The sequence below is a fragment of the Sporosarcina sp. ANT_H38 genome, from assembly GCF_008369195.1.
Classification (GTDB): Bacteria; Bacillota; Bacilli; order Bacillales_A; family Planococcaceae; genus Sporosarcina.
In genome coordinates this window covers 215,944-239,420 of record NZ_VOBC01000001.1, presented here as the reverse complement: position 1 = coordinate 239,420, position 23,477 = coordinate 215,944, and the positions used below count along the sequence as shown (strand labels likewise).

Here is a 23,477-nt window from a genome sequence, read left to right as displayed (position 1 = left end):
GTTTCGGAGTATTTTTCATGCAATCATTTCATAAGTGTATCTAGAGTTTCGTTACAACTTGATAATTTCACTTAATCTCTTAACCAATTGCTTCATTTGCTCATCTGTGCCAATTGTAATACGTAAATAATTGTCAATCCCCGGTTTGTTGAAATACCTGACGAGCATGCCTTCTTTTTTTAATTCATGATAAAGGACTTCTGCTGGTACAGTTTTGTGCGACACAAAAACAAAATTCGCCTGTGACGGAAGGACATTGAAATCAAGATTTTGCAATGAATCTTTTGTTTTTTCTCGTGTTGCGATGATTTTTCCCACAGTATCTGTAAAATACGCTACATCTTCAAACGCCGCTTTTGCGCCCACAAGTGCAAGACGATCCAATGTATACGAGTTAAACGAGTCTTTGATACGTATCAATGCATTGATCAATGAAGGGTCCCCCATCGCGAAGCCGACACGTAAGCCGGCTAGTGAACGTGATTTCGATGTGGTCTGGATTACAAGTACATTATCATACTTCCGGATCAGCTTTGCCGCTGATTCCGTTGCGAAATCGATATACGCCTCGTCGATGATAACAACTTGGTCGGGATTGTTTTGGACAATTTTTTCAATGTGCTCAAGTCCGGCATAGATACTAGTTGGGGCATTAGGATTCGGTAAAATGACACCACCATGGGACTGGAAGAAACTATCAACACACAATGTGAAATCCTTATTTAACGGCACTTCTTCATAAGGAATATCAAATAACTTTGCATATACCGGGTAGAAGCTATATGTTACATTAGGAAAACGGATAGGATGGCCAGGTTCAAAAAATGCCATGAAAGAAAATGCCAATACTTCGTCCGAACCATTCCCTACGAATACCTCGTCTGTGGAAAGCCCATAGTGCCTTCCTATCGTTTCGCGCAGCTCATTTGCTGTTGGGGATGGATACAATTGAAGGGATCGCCCTATCTCCTCCTTGATAGCTGCCGTTACTTTCGGACTCGGAGGATAAGGGTTTTCATTGGTATTCAATTTTACGATATTCGCTTGTTCGACTTGCTCCCCGGGAATATAGGGTTCAGTCCGTTTCACCATTGAGCTCCAAAATTTACTCATCTCGTAGAACTTCACTTTTGGGTCGCCTTTTTCGCAATTCATTTTTGACATCTTCAACACTGACACCTAACTCTTCCATCAATACCAAAGAGTGATATGTCAAATCTGCAAGTTCACTAGTTACTTCAGCCTTATCACGATTTTTTGCGCCAATGACAACTTCAGTTGTTTCTTCACCCACTTTTTTCAAGATTTTATCTAAGCCTTCACGGAACAAGTACGATGTGTATGATCCTTCTATAGGGTTAGCACGTCGATTTTTTATTTCATCAGTTATGTCATGGACGATTGAGCGAGTCTTTACAACCTCATCGGAAATCCGATTGTAGAAACAAGACACTTCTCCCGTATGACAAGCCGGACCTAGTGGCGAAACTTGTACCAAAATCGCATCACTATCACAGTCCATTGACAAGTTCTTCACAATTTGCCGATTGCCAGAAGTTGCTCCTTTGTTCCATAACTCTTGTCTTGATCTGCTGAAAAACCAAGTCTCTTTCGTGTCAATCGTCATCTGCAACGACTCTTTATTCATATAAGCAAGCATTAATACATTCCCTGTCCGGTCGTCTTGAACAATTGCAGGAATCAGTCCATTTTCGTCAAATTTTAATGTGTCGATTTGTATCGTCATAGTCAGTCGACCTCAACAGATGTATTTTTATCAGCTAGATATGTTTTTAATTCACCGATATTAATGTCTTCGAAATGGAAGACAGATGCAGCAAGCGCAGCATCTGCTTTTCCTTCAGTCAATACAGTATGGAAGTGTTCAGGGATCCCTGCTCCACCACTTGCAATGACAGGGATGCTGACTGCTTCTGCAATCGCTCTCGTCAACTCGAGATTATAGCCATCTTTTACGCCATCTTCTCCAATACTATTAACAACCAGTTCCCCGGCGCCCCATTTTTCAGCCTGCTTCGCCCATTCAATAGCGTCTATACCTGTATCTTTCATTCCTCCGTTTGAGAAAACAGACCATTTGGATGGGCCCACTTCATTGACATCCATCGAAAGAATAATACGCTCAGAACCGAATCTTTTCGCTGCTTCTTCTATTAATGTTGGATTGCTAAGCGCTGCACTGTTAATAGATACTTTATCCCCGCCTGCATCAAAGACCTTTTGGATATCTTCGACAGTACGTATGCCCCCGCCGACAATAAATGGAATAGGTACTTCTTTCGCAATTTCTGCAATGAGGTCAAGGAACATTGCACGGTTCTTTGTTGAAGCGGCAATGTCGTAAAACACAAGTTCATCTGCACCGTCAGCTACATATTTTTTTGCTAATGTCAGTGGATCTGCAACTTCTTTAACTTCCAAAAACTTTTTCCCTTTTACGACTTTACCGTTATCAAAATCTAGGCATGGTATAATCCGTTTAATTGTCATCCTCATTTTCCCCCTAATACTTTTTTTAATGATATCTTACCTTCATATAAAGCTTTGCCGATAATTGCCCCGTATAATTCGACTTCCCGTAACTGAACGATATCCTCTACAGTGGAGACACCGCCTGAAGCAATAATATCTATGGTAGATGCTTTGTCCATAATTTCAAGTTCGTGAAAATTAGGCCCTTGCATCATTCCATCTTTCATAATGTCCGTATAAACGACCGTTTTCACACCTAATATTTCTAGTTCGCTTAACAAGTCGACTGCCAACACATCACTCGTTTTAGTCCAGCCATCCGTTGCAACAAATCCTTTTCTCGCATCGATGGAAACTGCAATTTTATCACCGTATTTTTCTACGGCTTGCTTTAATAATGGTTTATCCTGAATTGCGGCCGTCCCAATGATTACGCGACTTACACCAGATGCGATATGTCCGTCAATAATTTCCATCGTCCGGATTCCACCGCCTACTTGAACCGGAATCGATACGCTCATAGCAATCGCCTGGATTGCTTCACGATTCAATGAGTTACCCGTTTTAGCTCCATCTAAATCGACAACGTGAATGTATTCCGCACCTTGCTTTTCCCATTCCTTCGCCATCGCTGTAGGTGAATCATTATAAATAATTTCTTGATCATAATCTCCTTGTATTAACCTTACACATTTCCCATCGCGAATATCGATGGCTGGAAATAAAATCATCATTGTTCTCCCCTTTTTATAGTAAATATATAAATGAAGAATTCCATTGAATCTGCTGTGGCTACCCTGTTAGGCGCCTTCGCTTAGTTTTCATAGATAAAACAAGTCTCTAGGAGCAAATAGGACATATAGTATTCCACCGAATCCGCTGCGGCGCTTGGGGATGCCTCCCGCTATAAGCCATGCAGCTTCGGCTACCCCTGTTAGGCGCCTTCGCTTTGTTTTCATAGATAAAACAAGTCTCTAGGAGCATATAGGACATAAAGTATTCCACCGAATCCGCTGCGGCGCTTGGGGATGCCTCCCGCTATAAGCCATGCAGCTTCGCTGCCAGTCTTATTGCTTCGGCTACCCCTTGTTAGGCGCCTTCGCTTAGTACATACACGTATTTGAGCAGTAACCGCACCCAAAAATATTCTTATAGAATTCCCTTCGTTGACGGAACACCCTTTACATCCGGATTAATTGTACTTGCTACGCGCAATGCACGTCCGAATCCTTTGAAAATTGATTCGATGATATGGTGACTGTTTTTCCCGTACTGTAAATTGATATGCAATGTCACTTTGGCATGACTTGTGAATGCTTGGAAAAACTCCTCGACGAGCTCGGTATCGAACTCCCCTACTTTATCTTTCAAACCCTCTACGTTATAAACGAAAAATGGACGTCCGCTAATATCAATTGAAACTGTTGATAACGCTTCATCCATCGGTGTTGACACCGTTGCATAGCGTTCAATGCCTTCCTTTGATCCAATACTTTCATAGAACGCTTGTCCTAATACGATTCCGATATCTTCGACGGAGTGATGCTGGTCAACTTCGATGTCTCCATCACATTCAACCGTCAAATCAAATCGACCATGATTCGTAAATAATGTCAGCATATGATCAAAAAATCCAACGCCTGTTTTGATATTCGTTTTTCCACTTCCATCAATCAAAAAATCCAAATTAATCTTGGTTTCTGCGGTCTGCCTTGAAATCGATTTACTGCGCATCCTAATCATCCCTCCTTACAAGAATAGAACTTGCGTGTGCCGTTAAGCCTTCAGCATTCGCAATTGTAATAATATCGTCTGCAACGTCGTGCAATGCTTGTTCTGAATAATGGATTATGCTCGTTTTTTTCATGAAGTCATAGACACCGAGCGGCGAGGAAAATGCCGATGTTCCGCTCGTTGGCAATGTATGATTCGGACCCGCCATATAATCGCCCAATGCTTCAGGTGAAAAGTTCCCCAAGAAGATTGCTCCAGCATTGTGAATGTACGATAATTGCTCCATCGGGTTTTCCACCATTAGTTGCAAATGTTCCGGCGCTAGCTTATTGACGAAGTCGTAAGCCTCCTCCAATGAATCAACCAAGATAATACGTCCATTATCAGTGATAGAAACTTCGATAATCCCCTTACGATCCGCTTTTTTGATTTGCTTTATCACTTCTTTTTGAAGTGCTTCGGCAAATGATTTGCTGGTCGTCAAACAAATTGCTGTTGCACGTTCATCATGCTCCGCTTGCGATAACAGATCGGCAGCAACAAACTTCGGAACAGCGCTATCGTCAGCCACAATACAAATTTCACTCGGTCCTGCAATCATATCGATTGCTACATCACCAAACACCCACTTTTTTGCTCGTGCTACAAATGCATTCCCGGGGCCTGTGATTTTCACTACTTTTTTAACCGTTTCTGTTCCATATGCTAATGCCGCAATCGCTTGTGCACCACCAATTTTGTAAACGATATCGACTCCAGCTTCTTGCGCTGCTACAAGTACGTGTGGATTCACTTTGCCATCCACTTGAGGCGGTGTCACCATTGCAATCCGTCCGACACCCGCAATTTTTGCTGGAATAGCATTCATGAGAACTGTCGAAGGATAAGCCGCTTTTCCACCAGGTACGTATATACCGACACTGTCTAAAGGAGTCACTTTCTGGCCAAGAACAATTCCTTTTTCTTGATTGACAAACCATGACTGCTCTTTTTGAACTTCGTGGAATGCAGTAATATTCTGCTTTGCTTTTCGTAGCGCATACAAGAACTCATCTGTTATCAACGTCCGCGCCTCTGAGAACTCTTCAGCAGTGACAATCAAATTATCCAGTTGAACACCGTCAAATTGTTCCGTATAGCTTAGTAATGCCCGATCACCCTCTTCACGGACTCTTCCGATAATTCCAAGTACAATTTGATCAATTTCAAATGCATTTGTTTGTACTGTTATTTGCTGATTTTTTTCTACTCTATATTTTTCCAACGTTATGATTTTCATTAATTATCACTCCAATACGGCTTTTAAATCCGAGATGAGTTTTTGAATCTGATTTGTTCTAGTCGCATAACTCGCTTTATTAACAATCAATCGTGTACTTACATCAGCAATTGTTTTTAAAACGACCAGTCCATTTTCCTTAAGCGTCTTGCCGGATTCCACAATATCGACGATGACATCTGCCATACCAATAAGCGGAGCCAATTCGATTGAACCATTCAACTTGATGATTTCAATACGAATGCCTTTACTGTCAAAATATACTTTCGTCACTGCTGGATATTTTGAAGCGACTGTCAGCAATTCACTGCTTGGAAATTGTTTCTCTGGAAAACCAGCAACAACCAGCTGACACTTTCCTATTCCAAGATCCAGCAGTTCATAGACATCGACTGGATCTTCCATAATCGTATCTTTGCCGACAATCCCGATGTCTGCTGCCCCTTTTTCAACGTAAGTCGTGACATCTACAGCTTTCACAAAAATAAGTTTCACATTATTTTCATCATCATATAGCACAAGCTTCCTGCTTTCATCATGAAAGTCTGAAAAATGGATGCCTGCTTTTTCAAAGAACGTTAATGCTTTGTCAGCAGTACGCCCCTTCGCCATGGCGATCGTGAGATGTGTCATTTCAGTTCAGTCCTCCTACAAGTAATTCCAGTAACTCTTTTAAATCCGAAAATGGTGTATCTTTATCCTTATACAGCAATGAATTATTTTCTTTCTCCAAACGTATCGAGTAAATACTCTGTCGAGGATCGATTTGTTCCTTATGCTCTGAAAATGAAAGCACACTATAATTCCGTTCCCGCAATTCATTCGCAATGGCAATTGCCTGTTCCAATTGACTATCTGCATATGTGATTTTGACGTCTATTGGAAAGCGAGAAGTAACTTCCCTGCTACCTGCCGCTTTTACTAACGATTCAATTTCACATGCAAAACCAATAGCCGGTAATTCAGCACCAAACTCGTTTCCTAACTCATCATAGCGCCCACCCATTAAAACTGGTTTTCCAAACTTCTCGACATACCCTTGAAAAATTATGCCAGAGTAATAGCCCATATGATTAATCAGTCCCAAATCCATGACGATATACTGTTCCAATCCGTACATCTTCAATATGTTAAAGACACCCATTAGGTAATCGAGCGTTTCTTGCATTTTTTCAGTTAAGGCGATTCCTGATGTTCGTGCACTCACATCAACTGGGTTACCATATAGAAACGGAATCCGTTCAATTACTTCTCTCACTTCATTGTCAATGTCCAAATTTTGAAGAAAAGGACCGATTTCCACAGCGTTTTTCGCTTGTATCAAGGACCTCAATTGATCCGTTTGCTGCGCAGTAAGTGGTAGGTTCTGAACAATTTCATTGAAAAATCCAGCATGACCCAGTTCAATTTTAATATCATTGAATCCTAAATCTTTCATTAAGTGACAAGCTAGTGCAATTACTTCAGCATCCGCCTCAGGAGAACTATTGCAAAAATATTCAATACCTGCTTGCGTACGTTCGATGCTTTCATTTTTATCAAACGCCTGACGGAATACTTCTTGTACATAAAAGTATCGAAGTTCCCTTGAAAGTTCCGAGGAGTTTTGCAGCAGTTCCTTTGTGATTGGAATCGTAACATCGGGCCGCAATACTAGTACTTGCCCTGAATAATCGATTACTTTAATCATTTCATTTTGGTTGATCGAGCTTTTCACTTTTGAATACAAGTCATATTGTTCGAAAGCAGACGTTTTAATGCGTTTATAGCCGTATGTGGAAAAGCGCTTATTGATTGTTTTAATAATTCTTTCAAACTTATCATTATCACTTAACATTCGATCAGGATACACTTCATTTCTAACCATTTCCTACACCCCTTGCTTTATCGCTTTACTAGACTAAAGTTATTTAGTACTATAAAGGTATACCAATGAAATGTCAATAGGAGGAATGATATCAATGTTCGATTATCACATGCACAGTTCGTTCTCAGCAGATTGCCAGTTTTCAATGGAAGATATGATTGATGGAGCAATTCAAAAAGGATTGACTGAAATTTGTTTTACTGAACATATCGACTATGAATATCCTGATGATACAATTATTTTTGACTTTGATAAAAAGGATTATACAAGAAAAATAATAGAGTTGCAGGAGAAATATGAGGGACTTATTCGCATTAAAAAAGGCGTTGAAATCGGTGTACAACCCCATATACTAACCAGATATGAAGAGCTTATGGATAAGGAATCATTCGATTTCGTCATCTGCTCCATGCATACCGCCGAGAAAAAAGGATTGCATTACGGAGAGTTTTTCGAGAATAAAACAATAGAGGAAGCTTATGGTATTTATTATTCAGAGTTATTATACTGTGTAAAAAACTATAAACAATTTAATATTCTTGGTCATGTTGACCTCGTAAAAAGGTACGCACAAAAAACGTGTGCTAATCCTTTTCATAATGAATTGACAGCTATTTTCAATGTTATAATTCCGGAGGGCAAAGGAATTGAGTTGAATACTTCCGGCGTCCGCTACGGATTGACAAACGGCATGCCTAGTGATGATATCTTGAAACTTTATAAACAATGCGGAGGCGAAATTATTACACTCGGTTCCGATGCACATAATCCCGAAGACATCGCGTATCAATTCAACGGCTCACTGCAATTGCTACAGTCTATTGGATTCAAGTATATCACTACATTCGACAATAAAAAACCAACTTTTCACTCAATTAACAATTTGGTGTAAACTAAAAAACGGTCCTGTACGCATCTACTTATTAGAGGCATACCGGACCGTTTTTTCATTTTATTACTCTGCTTGTTTAATAATCGAGATGAAATTAACAACCATTTTTGCAGCTTGTGCACGTGTAGTTGAGCTGCTTGGCATGAATTTGCCTTCGAACCCAGATACAACATTTAATTCATGAAGCATTGAAATAGCATTTACTACTTCCGCATTATAGCTTCCGAAATCGGAATAAGGTGCTTGAGTAGAGGCCTTATACGCCTTTCCAGTTACGCTTCCATATGCGCGTTCAATCATTAATGCTAATTGTGCATGCGTTACTAAATCAGTTGGATTAAAGTTACCTTTTTCTCCTTTAATAATTCCATATTTAAATGCAGCATTAATGTCAGCTTTGGTTTTATCTGCATAATTACTAATATCGCCAAATGGAGCTACTTCATCTGTTTTCAAATCTAATGCACGTACAATTATTGTAGCAGCCTGCACTCGTGTTAAGTTTTGGTTCGGTTTGAATGTTCCATCCGCATAGCCACCAATGATTCCAGCTACCGCTGCTTGTTCAATATAGTTTTTTAAACCGTGATCAGCAATATCTGTAAACAATGTTGGTGTTGGAATTGGTGTTACAGTAGAACCATTTGTCGTAACATTGACGGTTGGATTTTGAGTACTTTTGTTTCCAGCTTGATCTACCGCTACTATTGATAGGACATGCGTTGTATTCCTTGTAAGGTTTTCGACTTTATAAGTGTAGATATCTCCTTTTACCGTCGCCACTTTTTCTTTTCCATTATAAAGCTCATAGCTCGTTACGGCTCTATTATCACTCGCTGGTTGCCAGTTTAAGTTCACCGAATTTGTGTCCGTCGTATCAGCGACGAGACTGCCTGCCGTAGTCCATGGATTAGCTGTTTGCATGTTCATCCAAAATTGCTCAGTCACTTTTTTATATCCAGCTTCACTCAAATGGATATTTTCCGGATTCGGAAGGTAGGTCTTGTAGTTTGACGCAATTATATCACCTGTCGGTACGAAGATTGCTTGCGTCCCCTCTACCCCTGTTGCAATGGCTTTATTCAGCATATCTAGTAACTGTTTGAGCAATGGCTGCACTTCTTCAGACATATAAGGAAACGGATTATAATAACCCATGACATACACCTGCGCATCAGGATTGATTTGGTTGATTTGAGCCATAATTGATTTGTAATTTATACCAACTTGTTGGAGCGTCGTCAACGCCATTTTCTGATTAATGCTGGCCTTACCTGTGGTCGGATCTTGTTTAAATAGTGGTAAAATATCATTTGCTCCAGCGCTAATTGTGATAACTTCTGTATCTTTGATGGACTGCTGAAGTTTGACTGTCTTCTCTTCAAAGCCAATGCCGTAGACATCCCTTGTGACATTCTGTTGAATATCATTTAAAACGTCTGTTGTTTTATACCCTGGATATGAGAACCCTTTGTTAAACGACTTTAAAGCCCCTATCTCATGAATTGACTCAGCTAAAAAATCCGCATAGCCTTTCCCTAACTCATTGTTTGGAGTAACACCTGCTGCCAAAGAATCACCTATAGCGAGATAATCAATTGGTAGTGTCCAAGATGGAGCACTTGTATCTATTTCATCAGCTGAAAAGTGATACGGCACAATAACCATTTGGATCATAAGTACAACCACAAAAATCAATCGCCTTTTGAACTTCGTTTTCACAATAACACGCCTCCTATTTTAGGATTTAATAAATCTCTTTCCTTCGCAAACTACTTCCTTTACAGCTTCCCTCAAAATAAAGTGGGTAAGAATTATTTCATTGAATAACACTTCGGCGCTTAGGGAAGAATTGAACTACATCCTTCCTCGGGGATGCCTCTTGCTATAAGCCAGGTAGCTTCGCCACCTGGCTTACAGCTTCGGTTATCCTTGTTAGACGTTTATGCTGGTTTATATTCACTATTAAACACTTCAATGTATAATCTATTAATTCGACAAGTGATGATAGTATTCGTTAAATGGTATTGTCATTGAACAATAATATGATCCTTCGAAAGTTTTAAAAAAACGCATCTTCCCAGTAAAGGAGAATGCGTGGTTATTTTCCTACAATATACGTTTTCACAAGTGCAATACGCTCCCGCAAAACCAATTTTGCCGCTACCACTTTCGGGGTCTCGGCCGACACTGCATCAGACTCAAGATCAAGGCTAGCCGCGAGTTTTCGTGCTCTTGCTAGATGATAATCACTTGTGATTATCGTTACTGATGTTGTCTCAGTCGGCAGAAACTCTTTCGAGAAAAGAATATTTTCATATGTCGAAGTGGACACATCTTCAAGTATAAGCCGCTCCGCAGCAATACCATTCTCTGTTAAAAACCTGCTCATCGCTTCCGCTTCGCTAATATGCTCATCCGGGCCTTGCCCGCCAGATAAGATCATTGTCACATGAGGATGTTCATTGGCGTATTCTAGCGCAGCATTTAAGCGATACTGCAAAGACAGCGAAAGAGCATCTCTTTTCACTTTAGCACCGAGTATAATTGCATAATCATTCGTGCCATCTGCTACTGGATCTAATCCTTCGTCCATCCATTTCCCTGTTAGCCACCACAAGAATAGACTAGAAACAGCAATTGCAATAACACAAGCTACAGCTATTTTCTTCGACTTTTTCAATTCATCCACTCATTTCAACTGTTCTACTGAAATTTCATTCTTCGTTAATAAGTCCATGTAAAACGGATCTTTTCCTATCGAATAAACTCGATCGCAAACAGTAGTGATTTCGTCCATATCATGTGATATGTACATAATCATTTTCCCTTCATTTTTAGCTAAATTACGCAAATACGAACCAATCTCCATTTTGGATTTAAGATCGATACCGACTGTAGGTTCATCTAACAACAGTAAAACTGGATTATGAAGCAGGCTTATCGCTAAGTTCAATTTCCGTTTCATACCGCCTGATAATGACTGAACCCCTTCCTTCCAATGCGTTAATTGCATGTCCAAACAAAGTTGGCGGCATTCCTCCTTTGTACGTTTTTTCCACGATAGCTTTTCAAAAAACAGCATATTTTCTTCTACCGTGAATTCTTCCCAAATCGCTATTTCTTGGGGGACATAACCGATTTCCCGCCTTATTTCCTTCACATTACTCACATAGGAAAGATCACCTAATTGAATATCACCTTGTGTCGGCTTCATTACTGTTGCCAATAGTTGAAGCAATGTCGATTTACCTGCACCATTTTCCCCAACAAGACCTACAATTTCTCCAGGCTTCATTTGAAAAGATACATTTTCTAAAACAGCTTTTTCTTTATACTTTTTCTGAAGTTCGTTCACATTAAGCATTTTCCTTAGCTCCTTTCCACATCCACATAGCTAGCAGAACAGCTAAAGCGCAAAGCCATAGTAGCGGTATCGTCCCGCTCAGTAACGATTGGACCGGACTGAGTTCTGCAATCCACGGCCATTTCCCCGTTAGCCCATCCATCGGTATGATTGCCCCCCCGACTACAATCAGAAGTAGCCCTATCGCCAGACCGCTTAAATAATACATAAACAATTGCTTGTAGGCACTCGCAAGTAGAAAGGCAAGTAGATTTATCGACAACCGGAATGTAAAAAGTGAAAATAGAACTCGGCTTGTCAATACCTCCTGAAAGACTAATGAGAAGGTGAACGCCGTGACAATATCCATAAAATAAATGATAGCTGTAAAGAGCAATAGCGATCCTAACGCATACTTTTTAAAAGAGATTCCCGTGAATAACCAGCGCTGACGCATCGATGGTCGACTTTCCTTTAGCATCCAGTCAAACAGGAAAAACACCGTAATGATTGCGAAGAAAGCCCAAACACCCCACGCTTTCAGTAGCGGTAACGTCTGCTCTTCAGCCGTATTATCCTTATCATAATAGGAAAAATCCGATTGAAGTAGCGCTTCGTTTTGTTGTCTCTCACGACTACTATCAATAATCTCTTCATAATTCCATTCATCTTCCATACCATAGTCTGAGAATAGTTGTTTGATGACGAAAGCTGCTTTTGAACGGGCCGCATCTTGTTGAGCATAGGACGTAATCGTTTCGACGCTCGCCTGATATGCGAAAGAACGATTGGAAGAATAAGCCTCGATAAGCTGATTTCTCCTGCTCGTCAGTATATTGTCCTCATAGCCCTCGCGAATAACAAAAACACTATCTAACTCATGTTGTTCGAGTTTATATAGTGCTTCATCCAAAGACATGAACTGGATATGGAGAAGCTCCGTACTTGCGATATCTTCAACTAGACGAGCTGCCATTTCAGTTTGTTCTTCAACGACAAGCGCTATCGGCACTTTAGTCTCCTCATGCCAAGTCTTAACCCCCTGCATGATTAGCACTGTCATAAAGACAGGGAGAAACAGCCAGCATATAAGACTTTTCCATTCCTTCTTCAAGCGAATCGTGCGGGTGTACACTATATTCTTCATCGAATCCACCTCTCTTTTCCGACTGTTGATAGCCAAAGCAGGAGTAATCCGATAACAGTAAGGACAATCAGCGTTGTGAAGTTCGCATAACTTCGCCCTTCTAGCACGATATCAATCATCCAATTTAAACTAATATGTGAAAAGATATACGGTAAGACCCCCTGAATTTCTTGCGGAAAGTATAAGGTAGGAATAACTGCACCACTTGTGAAAACCATTAAAAATGTATAAAGACTTTGTAATAAAAGAACAACCTTCTGGGATGAAATCCAAACATCGAGGAGTGCTATACCGACTAAAAATAACAGCGCATAAAGAATCGAAAACAAACTAAACCGTAGATAATCTACAGCAAACAACTCAAACCCAACTAGCTTATCTGCAATAAAAAATGCTCCTGCCGAAATAAGAAAGCTATATCCCATAGAGACAAGGATTCGTGCAAAAATACGTTGCCATATGGTGACACCGAATAATTTCATCCGAATTAGCATCGAGGAATGCTCCTCTTTCCCTAAAACAGTATAGATAGCAAAAAGCCAAACTGTCACCGCTATAAACCAGCCGGATAATACGTAATAGTGAGTCGGAGAGGACGTCGCCATATTTGTAATAACTTCTTCATCAAGTATCTTATCTTTTCCAAGGGTGTACAAACTGAAGTCCATAAACTGTTGCAACATCATTTCTTGACGTTCCTGTTTCGGCATTTCTGTTTTCTTTGCGTAGTCATTGATGGTCAGAATATTCGACTGAGCCACAGCAATGTAACGCATCATACTTTCCACTAACTCTTTCACTAGAAAACTATCTGTTGGACGCGACGAATTACCGACAATCGGGATTATGACAGACGTTCCTTCATACAAATCCTCTGTAAACCCATTAGGAAACGTAAAATAGGAACTGATTTCATTTTGCTCCATCAGTTTTTCGGCATTGTCCTTCGTTATCGTTACAATTTGAATGAATTGATTGCCCGAGGCTGTTTCTTCCAGTAGCCCACTGAACAATATCGTTTCAGTCGTCTGGTCTTCATCAACCAGAGCCACTCGGATTGGTGAATCTTCTTTAGGTAGCAGTAAACCAACCATCAGACCTAACAGTAGGCATATCAAAACAATCGGAAAGATAAAAAGAAGAAGAAGTGTTACACACTTCTTCTTCAACTGCTTATTATATTGACGCATGAAAAAAACTATTCTTCTAACGGACAGCAAAATAGTCACTTCCATTCTTTAAAATTCGTCTATTTCACCTTGTAATTCTTCCATAAATCCGAACATCCAGTCTTGAACTTTCATCATGCTTTCTTCGGAGAATGAGTCAAATTCATCCCTATTCATTTCACCTATATTCACTGTATCTTTTGTTTCAACTGGCATATCTACTTTTTTTACAACTTTTCCTTTTTGCTTTACTTGTAAATTGAACATATTATCACCTATTGATTCTTCACTGAAAGTAAAGTCATGATTCGCTTTCATTGAATCACTTTCATATGTGGCACTGCCTTTCCAAATTACCGCAGGATTCACATCCCCATCTGTAAAGCCAAATGAACGAGTAAACGTTCGCTTCTTATCTTTCAGTTCTTCTTTTCCTTTATAGATAAACTTAGTATCATCCATCGAAAGCGTAATAGAATCATCGACTTTTTGATCTGCCCAACTTAAATCGCCATTAATACCCACAAAGTTTTCATCACCGAAGGAATCTTCTATACCAAATGTGAAGTCCCACTTCTGATCTGCCTTCTCTAGCAATTGAGTTCCACTAATCAGTAATGTATCCACATCAGTCTTATTTTCTCCAACACCCATTGCGAATTCGCGTTTCACAATTTTGTTTGAATGGTGCCATATTGTCGATTGCAACCCGTTAGAAAGCTTTATAGAATCCACTGCCTTAATCGCCTCATCGAGACCCTCTTCAAAACTATCCATTATTGTTGCAATGTCATTGCTAGAAGTATCTCCAGCAAAAGAAGAGAGTGCCAGTTGATCTTCCAGTATAACTTTAAGTTTTTCGTCTGTTTTTGCTTTTTCCAATAAATCTTTCAGTAACGTTTTAAGTTGTTGTTCTGTAAGATCCATCTTGACCTTTTTTGATTTCACTTTTTTATCAAACACTGTAATTACTTCTTTTTCACTCGTAAATGCTTCTTCAGGAATCGCTTTAAAGAGATACTCGAGATACTCTTTTTCTATATATGTTCGAGATTCTTCTGACATCGAAAAACCATCTTCAAATAACTGGGATAAACCCAGATTTTCATTACCATCGTACTCTTCATCGTACTCTCTCATTATCTTCCCGAAATCTTCGTCATCAAAGCGAACTAATTCATCGAGGAAAGGTAATGAAGCCACCAGTTTCTCTGTTGTCATAAAAAGTGAACCAAAATTCATTTCCATACTACCCAGTTCACCCCTAAGATCCACTTCTATCTCTTTCTTAACAGGATCATAAACTTGTTTACTGGCTATTTTAGCATTGTTTACGATGCTTTGAATCTCCTGCATCTCATAGTCAACAGATGGATCATTCCATTCTCCTGACAGGTCAAAATTCGTTTCAACCGGTTTTTCTTGTTGAACTTCTAACCATTTTAGTTCGTCCTTGTAACGGTCTTCAAAGATAGCCCGCATTTGTTTAAACGTTTCGGCTTCAGCTAAAAAGTATTGTACTTTCGGTGATTTATTCACCAAGAAAAATGCCGATACACTCCCACCTACAATGAGTAATGCAGTTAAGATTATAATAACTAACAACATTGGCGATTTTTTCTTCACTACTGTTTCTTCCATCGTATTCTCCTCCTTACATTTACTCTTGTACTAGAAATGTTTAGTTAAAGTTGAATTTTTTTCATATTCACATTTTTTCATACTATCACAGTCTATGTCTTTACTCAAAAAAAAATTGGAAAAATTCACCTTTCGTAAACAATTGATAATATCTAACTAGTGTAATCTTCTACAACAAAGGAATCATACAATTCAAAGAACCATCTACTTTTAACTAGTAGATGGTTCTTGAATTGATATCATTTATTTTTCAACTGTTTGCTTCTTGTTTACCATGCTGTGAACTTCTGTAGGTAATCCCCAAAGCTTGATGAACCCAACCGCTGCAGATTGGTCAAACGAGTCATCAGAGGTATACGTTGCCAAGTTCATGTCGTAAAGTGAATTCGCTGACTTTCTGCCTTCAACAAGTGCGTGCCCCTTGAACAACTTCACGCGCACTGTCCCATTCACGTACTGCTGTGTTTCTTTAATAAATGCTTCCAATGCGTCCCTAAGTGGCGAGAACCAAAGGCCGTTATAGATTAACTCGCTTAATTTTTGTGAAATAATCGGTTTGAAATGGGCCAATTCCTTGACGAGTGTAAGATCTTCCAATTCCTTATGAGCTTTCAACAATATAATTGCTCCTGGACATTCGTACACTTCACGTGATTTGATCCCAACGAGACGGTTTTCCACATGATCTATTCTTCCCACTCCGTGTTTCCCACCAATATCATTCAGTTTCATAATTAGATCACTTAGTGGATATTTCTGACCATCTATACTGACTGGCACACCTTTTAGGAAATCAATTTCAATGACGTCTGGCGTATCCGGAGCATTTTCGATTGAAACCGTAAGACCGAAAGCTTCTTCAGGTGGTGCCGCCCATGGATCTTCCAAGATTCCACACTCATTAGCACGACCCCATAAGTTTTGGTCGACGGAATATGGACTTTCCAAATCAATTGGAATCGGTATATTCTTTTCTTTCGCGTAAGCAATTTCTTCTTCACGCGACCAACTCCACTCACGAACTGGAGCGATTACTTCTAACGACGGATCCAATGCTTTAATTGCCACTTCGAAACGTACTTGGTCATTCCCTTTTCCTGTACAGCCGTGCGCCACTGCCGTAGCATTTTCTTTATGCGCCACTTCAACGAGTTTTTTCGAAATCAACGGACGTGAAAGTGCCGATACAAGTGGATATTTGTTTTCATAATAAGTTTGAGCTTGAAGAGAAAGCAACGCATACTCCTGTGCGAATTCCTCTTTCGCATCAATTACATAGCTATTTACAGCCCCAACCTGTAACGCTTTTGCCTGAATGAAGTCCAAGTCTTTGCCTTCTCCGACATCAAGACAAACCGCAACTACTTCGTACCCTTGTTCTGTTAGCCACTGTACCGCCACAGAAGTATCTAGTCCACCTGAATATGCTAAAACAACTTTTTTCTTAGTCATAATTAAAATCCCCTTCCAATCACCTTTTTGTATGTTTATGCATCACTATGTATTTTTATAATAGCACATTATCAAATTAACGCAATAGTTTTGCTGAAAGTTTTTTTCTATATAGGTTGTATGAATTAGTTATTACATTGAATAACGCTTCGGCTACCCCTGTAAGGCACCTGCGCTGAGTTCAAACACCTTCCCTAGCGCCAGTTACTAACAACTGTTGAGCCAGTTGAATTACGACCGCGACTGGCCGCTTCAGCCCTTAGGGCAACTTACGTGTACAGATACGTATTACAAAACTTAACTCTATAATAATGAGGTAGCGTCCCATTCAAAGGTCCTGCGGTAACTAACGAAGATGCCCCACTAGTTTAGACGACAGAAAAAGAGTACACAATTTTTAGTCTGTGTACTCTTTTTACGGGATTTTCATAGACTTAACTAAGACCATGAGCTACCATTGCATCTGCTACTTTCAAAAATCCAGCAATGTTTGCCCCCATTACGAGGTTACCGGGATGTCCATATGCTTCAGCTGCATCCATACAGCTCGTATAGATATTTTTCATGACAGTTTGAAGTCTTTCATCAACCTCTTCGACTGTCCAAGAAAGGCGCATGCTATTTTGAGACATTTCCATCGCTGATACCGCTACCCCTCCTGCATTTGCGGCCTTCGCCGGACCGAATAAAGTCTTATGCTCATGGAAAACTGCCATAGCTTCAAGCGTGCAAGGCATATTAGCACCTTCTCCGACTGCTATTACACCATTCGCAATCAGTATACGTGCAGCTATCTCATCAATTTCATTTTGCGTCGCACACGGAAGTGCAATATCACATGGAATTGACCAGATTCTCGAACAATCCTCGTAATACTTTGCTTCCGGATGTTCATTGATGTATTCCGAAATTCGTTTGTTCTCGACTTCTTTCAAACGCTTCAACGTTTCTAAATTGATGCCATTTTCATCATAAATATAACCGTCTGAATCACTACAAGCCAAGACAGTAGCACCTAACTGTATTGCTTTTTCAATTGCATAAGTAGATACATTACCCGACCCTGAAACAACAACTTTTTTCCCTTCAAAACTTAGCCCGGCTGACTTTAACATTTCTGCAACAAAATAGACTGTTCCATATCCTGTAGCTTCTTTTCGCCCAAGGCTACCACCGTGATTCGGATCTTTCCCTGTGAATACACCGGCTTCGTAACCGCCTTTTAAGCGATTATACTGCCCAAACATATAACCAATTTCTCTCTTACCAACACCAATGTCGCCTGCAGGCACATCAGTATCAGGACCAATATATCTGCTCAACTCCGTGACGAAGCTCTGAGTGAATCGCATAATTTCGCGGTCAGATTTACCTTTAGGATCAAAGTCAGAACCACCTTTACCTCCACCAATCGGTTGGCCTGTTAACGCATTTTTAAAGATTTGTTCAAATGCAAGAAATTTCATGATGCTGCTATTTACGGAAGGATGGAATCGGATACCGCCTTTATATGGTCCGAGATCACTATTGAACTGGACACGGAAGCCACGATTCACATGAACTTTACCTTTATCATCCTCCCATGTAACCCGGAAAGTGATGATGCGTTGCGGTTCCGTAATACGTTCTAAAATGCCGTTTGTTATATAGACGGGATGCTTGGAGAAGACAGGGCGAAGAGAATCGAAGATTTCTCTAGTTGCTTGTAAAAACTCTTTTTCATCTGGATTTCTTTTCTTGATCAATTCATAGACTTCATGGACGTAATCATTTGCTCTTTTCTTATTATCATTGTGAGATTCATTTAACTTCGTCATTTTTCACTCATCCCTTTCTTCTCTAGGTTAAAGGTGGGAGCTGTTAAATACCCACCGTCTCAACTAAATGATATTTCAAAATCAATTAATTATTTAGTATTATCTCTTAAGATATGAATTTCCACAACTTTTTTTGTGTTTAATTAATAATTATACACTATTCCGACTTATTTATGCACTTGGAATTATATTATTTACTTTCTTTTTAATAAAGAGTATTATTTAGTTATTCCGATAACAATAGATGATGCATATACTTATTAGTGTAGCTATCAGGTGTTAACAGGAAATTACAACTAGGAGAAAGAAGGTAAGGACAATGAAATTTAAAAAGATACTCCGTACATTTATCTGTGCGAATGTAACGCTAATAGTAACTTTCGTTTTCCTACCAGTTTTACTTTTCAATCCAGATGTAGAAATTCTAACGAGTTTCATCAATTATATCAATAAAGACAATTAAATTAACAAAGTGAACCGCTAGTGCCATGGCACCGCGGTTCACTTTTTTTTACGTAATTTTACGTATATTAAAGTTATTCTCCAATAACAACCAGTTTTGCGGGAAATCTAAACCTAGTTTCCAATACATAATCCCGCGTAAGTTGAATTCTTTGATCAGGTCAAATTTAGCTTGAATACTACGTGCATCTTCAAACCATACTTCATGGCGTACGCCTGTATCATCGGTATACGTAAAATGTGGTGCCTGCGCCACATAGTCGTATTGGATATCAACTTCTCGGTTAACCGCAAGTTCTACTGCATTTTGAGGGCTTATCGCCTTAGCAGCAGATCCACCTTGGCTCGGATAAGGTGACGACCAATCGTAACCGTATAAATTTTGTCCTAAGAATATTTTTTCACTCGGAATTTGACTGACAGCATACTCGATTACGTTCCGAACAGGACCTATTGGACTGACTGCTTGAGGATCGCTGTACGTATATCCCCACTCATAAGTCATGAGTGAGACGAAATCCACAATCTCCCCGTGGGCACGATAGTCATGAGCCCCGTAAATCCCTGTCCTGACGTCACTCGTCATAGGTGCGAGCGCGGACGAAATTGTAAATCCGGCATTATGGAATCGATCCCTTGCATTTCGTAGAAAACTATTATACAGTTCACGGTCTTCTGGATATAACAACTCAAAATCAAAATGAATGTCCTTATAACCAACTTCATTGGCAACCTGAATGAGATTGCCGAATAACCGATTTTGGGCTGCTTGATCCGTAAACAATACATGAGCAAGATCTGGATTAAACGCAAAGTTTTCTAGATTGCTTACAACGAGTGCGTTCGCCGCTCCCGCAGCACTCGCTATATTCGGAATGTCATCGATTGTGGGTGCTTTCAATGATCCATCTCGTTGCGCTTCGTAACTAAACATGGCTAGGTACGTCAGTGCATCGACTCTTCGTCTTACTTCGTCAATCATTACTTGAGTTACTGGCGTCCTCGGCTCTACATAGAGTAAGGATTCCGCGGTCTTTTTCGGTTGCGGCGGAATGTAAAGACGTTGTCCAACACGCAAGTTTTGCGATGGTGATATTCCATTTACTCTTGCAAGTTCATTTACTGTCATACCATACATTTCAGCAATAACAAAAAGTGACTGACCTGGTTGAATCCAGTGATAACTTCCAACAATCGGAATGACTAACGCTTGACCCACAACGATACGTGATGGATCTGGTATTTCATTCGCTTGCGCAATTTCTTGATAATTGATGCCGTAAGCTTGAGCTATTCCATACAAACTTTGTCCTTTTTGTACCACATGAATCTGCATACTTTATCATCTGCCTTTCATTGACAAAAATGTCCTCTACCTAAGACTATTTTTGTTAGAAGGAGATTATGCATAGATTGTTTTCATTTCACAATTCCCACGAATAAATTCCGCTCAATCATCCATACTATTGTTGATGAAAATCAATAATTATGAAGGAGGAATTTATACATTGACGCAAAACACATCCGGTCAATCGAACGATCAAACTCACCAAAACATGCACACAGGTAGCGTTCCACAACAGATGAATCACGGCGGTCATGAATTGTTTGATGTTCACGAGGCATTATCCGGGACCGTCGCGGGTCTGAACCAAGCAATGCTATTACGAACACATGTCAAAGATCCTGAGTTACTTGATATTTTGGATCGCCAATACCGCTTCACTTTAGACGAATATAATATTACAGTTGAATGTTTCAAAACTGGAGCTAATCCGTCACATCCCACCGGAAGGTATGAGATGAAACAGGGAAATGATTTCGTTTATGGCATGAAACCGTCTCAACCGAAAAAACCTATGCAATCCGTCGCAGACATATCGGATGAAATAATTTCGGGCTTTTTACTAGGCTCCGCAAAGGCTGGAGCATCGATGAAAACGATGGCTGCCACGGAAACATGTAACCCTGTAGTACGTCGCGTACTTGCTGACTCTGTACCGAATTGTATTGAAATGGCTTACGAACTGGCGATTTACCAAAACAAACACCATTATTACCAGGTGCCGCAACTGGCCGCACAAGATATGCAACAATTATTGAATTCGTTCGCCTCTTCACAAGGCCAACCGGGAATGCCCACTAACAATCTTCAATAATTAAAAACAAATCAGGTGCTCACTAGAATTCTAGTAAGCACCTGATTTTTTCATTTATTCAAACCAAATAATTGTAATGCCGGACATCAGCTCCGATTAAAACTTCAAATTATTAAGTGAAATTTGGAACGAGCAAACTAACTGTTAGCGATAAAATACAATCACCAACACTTTCTTACGGCAAAAAATCTTGTAATTGTAACAGTTTTTTCGTGTGAAGCTATTCCTAATTTGCGTATTAGTTTTTCAAAACAATAACGATTTAAGTTATTATGATGATTGATAAGCTTGAATTGAGAGATATACATATATTGTAATATTCGATATAATCACAATTAATATCGGATACGTTAAAAAAGACCGCAACTAAGCTTGTCCATCATTGCGGTACTTATAATAGGCCAATTCCCTTTGGGAGGGCCAGTCACTTGTTGAAATATAAATAATGCACTAGAGCCTTCAACTTAAGGGTGGATTATTTTTTTACATCAATATGCTAACGAAGTCACAGCAACAATCAATATTGAAATTACAAGTCCAAATTAAGACTTTTCCACCTACCTTATCAGAATCTTGTACAAGAAAATGACTAATCAACAGACATGGAAATTAAATTCCCTTCTTCACTTTGCATAATTTAATGAATAAATCAATATAGTAACTATAGTTAATTTAGTATAATTTAATTATACCGAGGAGGATAGTGCATAGTGCAAAGACCTGAGAGAATTAATGATAAGCAGTTTGTAATCGGCATGGAAAATAAAATCGTTATTATTACAGGAGCAAATTCAGGGATAGGTAAAGCAGCAGCTCTGCGATTTGCAAGCGAAGGATATCGTGTTATCATGGCTTGCCGCAATATGGAAATTAGTAAAGTAGTACAAATTCAAATAACAGAACTTTCTAACAACTATAACGTAGATCTAATGGAGTTGGATGTTTCTTCTTTTGATTCTATTCGTAAATTCTGCTCAGAATTTAAAGCCAAATACCCTCATTTGGACATCTTAATACATAATGCCGCTTACTTAAATTACGGTGAAAAAGAATATAAACTTAGTGCCGAACATATCGAATTGTCTTTCGCTACTAATACATTCGGCCCGTTTTTATTAAATAATTTATTAGCAGATCATCTAGAAAAATCGCAAGACCCTAGAATCCTTAACGCCTGCACGACGAATATCAAAAACTTCTTCGATCCGGGAAGGCAAATAGAATTCGATAATTTGCGTGGTGAATTCCGAAACACACGGCGTTATAACGTATATAAAATGTACGGAGACTCGAAAATGGCTTTACTGATACTAACATTCAAAATGGCAGAAGAATTTAAAAGCCGAGAGATTAAAGTCAATGCTCTTCAGATAAACCGTGTGAAATTATCAAAAGAAACGATTAAAAAACTAAGTTCTTTTTGGAAAGTGCTTGCATGGGCTCAAAATTTTACTAATCCTTTACCGTCGGGCATGGCAGATAACTATTTTCATATTTGCACCTCAAATGAATTCAGCAATGTTACAGGCCAGTTAATCAACCATAAAAGAGAGATTGTTCAGCCATCCACAAAAGAAAAAGGAATTGCGCAATTGAAGAATATTTTCGGTTCGAGTAATTACCCAAAATACGCGAGCGATAGTCAAAATGCTGAAAAAATATGGAATTTGAGCACCGAACTAACAAACGAATAGCTAATAATGCGCCTGTACTAGGAACTACAATCATTACAACGAGTGTTAGATCCCTCATGGAATAAATGCTTATCCCGCTTTTTGTGCGTTTACAGCATATTAAAGCACCTACCTTATCCCGTTTCATTGAAAAAATTAGTGTGGCGAATAGGTGCCTGTCAGGTTCCCCCAATATTCAAGTGAATAATGCAGTTGTTTGGAAGGAAAGAATAGATGGCATTCTATAGAGAGTGTAAGTGCCCGAAGATGCAATTTCGGGCACTCTTGCACGGTCTACAATGTATTCCTTGCATACTGTTAGCGAAGATTACGCATCTAATCAGGT

21 protein-coding genes are annotated in these 23,477 nt (G+C 39.5%); 4 read left to right on the top strand and 17 right to left on the bottom strand.

The features are described 5' to 3' along the window. Window positions 1-51 precede the first annotated feature (51 nt). From hisC to hisZ, 8 genes are all read right to left on the bottom strand, one after another. A complete protein-coding gene (hisC, locus tag FQ087_RS01280) occupies window positions 52-1,113 on the bottom strand; it encodes a histidinol-phosphate transaminase (protein WP_149578757.1) in 1,062 nt (353 codons plus the stop codon). Beyond that, a complete protein-coding gene (gene hisIE / locus FQ087_RS01275) occupies window positions 1,106-1,753 on the bottom strand; it encodes a bifunctional phosphoribosyl-AMP cyclohydrolase/phosphoribosyl-ATP diphosphatase HisIE (protein ID WP_149578756.1) in 648 nt (215 codons plus the stop codon). Before hisIE ends, hisC begins: the two co-directional genes overlap by 8 nt. Next, entirely contained in the window at window positions 1,750-2,511 is a 762-nt protein-coding gene (gene hisF / locus FQ087_RS01270; protein ID WP_149578755.1) for an imidazole glycerol phosphate synthase subunit HisF, read from the bottom strand. The genes hisIE and hisF overlap by 4 nt, the downstream gene beginning before the upstream one ends. A gap of 2 nt (window positions 2,512-2,513) precedes the next feature. Beyond that, complete coding sequence (gene hisA, locus FQ087_RS01265; protein WP_149580704.1) at window positions 2,514-3,224, bottom strand: 1-(5-phosphoribosyl)-5-[(5-phosphoribosylamino)methylideneamino]imidazole-4-carboxamide isomerase; 711 nt, start codon at window positions 3,222-3,224, stop codon at window positions 2,514-2,516. A 418-nt stretch (window positions 3,225-3,642) separates the two neighbouring features. After that, on the bottom strand, window positions 3,643-4,227 hold the full coding sequence (gene hisB, locus FQ087_RS01260) for an imidazoleglycerol-phosphate dehydratase HisB (RefSeq protein ID WP_149578754.1): 585 nt from the start codon (window positions 4,225-4,227) through the stop codon (window positions 3,643-3,645). A gap of 1 nt (window position 4,228) precedes the next feature. Then, complete coding sequence (hisD, locus tag FQ087_RS01255; RefSeq protein ID WP_149578753.1) at window positions 4,229-5,506, bottom strand: histidinol dehydrogenase; 1,278 nt, start codon at window positions 5,504-5,506, stop codon at window positions 4,229-4,231. 6 nt (window positions 5,507-5,512) lie between these two features. Next, a complete protein-coding gene (hisG, locus tag FQ087_RS01250) occupies window positions 5,513-6,139 on the bottom strand; it encodes an ATP phosphoribosyltransferase (RefSeq protein ID WP_149578752.1) in 627 nt (208 codons plus the stop codon). Between the two features lies 1 nt (window position 6,140). Continuing rightward, window positions 6,141-7,373, bottom strand: a complete 1,233-nt coding sequence (hisZ, locus tag FQ087_RS01245) for an ATP phosphoribosyltransferase regulatory subunit (RefSeq protein WP_149578751.1) — start codon at window positions 7,371-7,373, stop codon at window positions 6,141-6,143. 94 nt (window positions 7,374-7,467) lie between these two features. Between hisZ and FQ087_RS01240 the strand changes: the two genes are divergently transcribed. Beyond that, a complete protein-coding gene (locus tag FQ087_RS01240; RefSeq protein WP_149578750.1) occupies window positions 7,468-8,265 on the top strand; it encodes a histidinol-phosphatase HisJ family protein in 798 nt (265 codons plus the stop codon). Between the two features lie 63 nt (window positions 8,266-8,328). On the opposite strand, the gene FQ087_RS01235 is transcribed toward FQ087_RS01240, so the two are convergent. The 8 genes from FQ087_RS01235 to gdhA form a co-directional block, all read right to left on the bottom strand. Next, window positions 8,329-9,987 carry an S-layer homology domain-containing protein gene (locus tag FQ087_RS01235; protein ID WP_149578749.1) on the bottom strand — a complete coding sequence of 553 codons (1,659 nt, stop codon included), beginning with the start codon at window positions 9,985-9,987 and terminating at the stop codon, window positions 8,329-8,331. A 379-nt stretch (window positions 9,988-10,366) separates the two neighbouring features. Next, entirely contained in the window at window positions 10,367-10,948 is a 582-nt protein-coding gene (locus tag FQ087_RS01230; RefSeq protein WP_255452110.1) for a YdcF family protein, read from the bottom strand. Between the two features lie 9 nt (window positions 10,949-10,957). Beyond that, entirely contained in the window at window positions 10,958-11,632 is a 675-nt protein-coding gene (locus tag FQ087_RS01225) for an ATP-binding cassette domain-containing protein (protein WP_149578748.1), read from the bottom strand. Beyond that, window positions 11,625-12,758: an ABC transporter permease gene (locus FQ087_RS01220; protein WP_149578747.1), complete on the bottom strand. Its 1,134-nt coding sequence runs from the start codon at window positions 12,756-12,758 to the stop codon at window positions 11,625-11,627. Before FQ087_RS01220 ends, FQ087_RS01225 begins: the two co-directional genes overlap by 8 nt. Then, window positions 12,755-13,948 (bottom strand): ABC transporter permease, encoded by a 1,194-nt coding sequence (locus tag FQ087_RS01215; protein ID WP_188006603.1) that lies wholly within the window; start codon window positions 13,946-13,948, stop codon window positions 12,755-12,757. The genes FQ087_RS01220 and FQ087_RS01215 overlap by 4 nt, the downstream gene beginning before the upstream one ends. 48 nt (window positions 13,949-13,996) lie before the next feature. After that, on the bottom strand, window positions 13,997-15,568 hold the full coding sequence (locus tag FQ087_RS01210) for a DUF6583 family protein (protein ID WP_149578745.1): 1,572 nt from the start codon (window positions 15,566-15,568) through the stop codon (window positions 13,997-13,999). Window positions 15,569-15,811: 243 nt separating this feature from the next. Continuing rightward, a complete protein-coding gene (locus tag FQ087_RS01205; RefSeq protein WP_149578744.1) occupies window positions 15,812-17,023 on the bottom strand; it encodes an argininosuccinate synthase in 1,212 nt (403 codons plus the stop codon). 431 nt (window positions 17,024-17,454) lie between these two features. Further along, the gene (gene gdhA / locus FQ087_RS01200) at window positions 17,455-18,837 is read right to left on the bottom strand and encodes an NADP-specific glutamate dehydrogenase (RefSeq protein WP_149578743.1); all 1,383 of its coding nucleotides are present in this window, start codon (window positions 18,835-18,837) and stop codon (window positions 17,455-17,457) included. A gap of 319 nt (window positions 18,838-19,156) precedes the next feature. Here gdhA and FQ087_RS22275 point away from each other — a divergent pair, with 319 nt between their 5' ends. After that, window positions 19,157-19,300 carry a hypothetical protein gene (locus tag FQ087_RS22275; protein WP_188006602.1) on the top strand — a complete coding sequence of 48 codons (144 nt, stop codon included), beginning with the start codon at window positions 19,157-19,159 and terminating at the stop codon, window positions 19,298-19,300. 48 nt (window positions 19,301-19,348) lie between these two features. On the opposite strand, the gene FQ087_RS01195 is transcribed toward FQ087_RS22275, so the two are convergent. After that, on the bottom strand, window positions 19,349-20,635 hold the full coding sequence (locus FQ087_RS01195) for a glycoside hydrolase family 18 protein (protein WP_149578742.1): 1,287 nt from the start codon (window positions 20,633-20,635) through the stop codon (window positions 19,349-19,351). Between the two features lie 172 nt (window positions 20,636-20,807). On the opposite strand from FQ087_RS01195, the gene FQ087_RS01190 reads away from it, so the two are divergent. After that, a complete protein-coding gene (locus tag FQ087_RS01190; RefSeq protein ID WP_370456024.1) occupies window positions 20,808-21,458 on the top strand; it encodes a spore coat protein in 651 nt (216 codons plus the stop codon). A 710-nt stretch (window positions 21,459-22,168) separates the two neighbouring features. Further along, entirely contained in the window at window positions 22,169-23,152 is a 984-nt protein-coding gene (locus FQ087_RS01185) for an SDR family NAD(P)-dependent oxidoreductase (protein WP_255452109.1), read from the top strand. The last annotated feature ends 325 nt before the right edge of the window (window positions 23,153-23,477 follow it).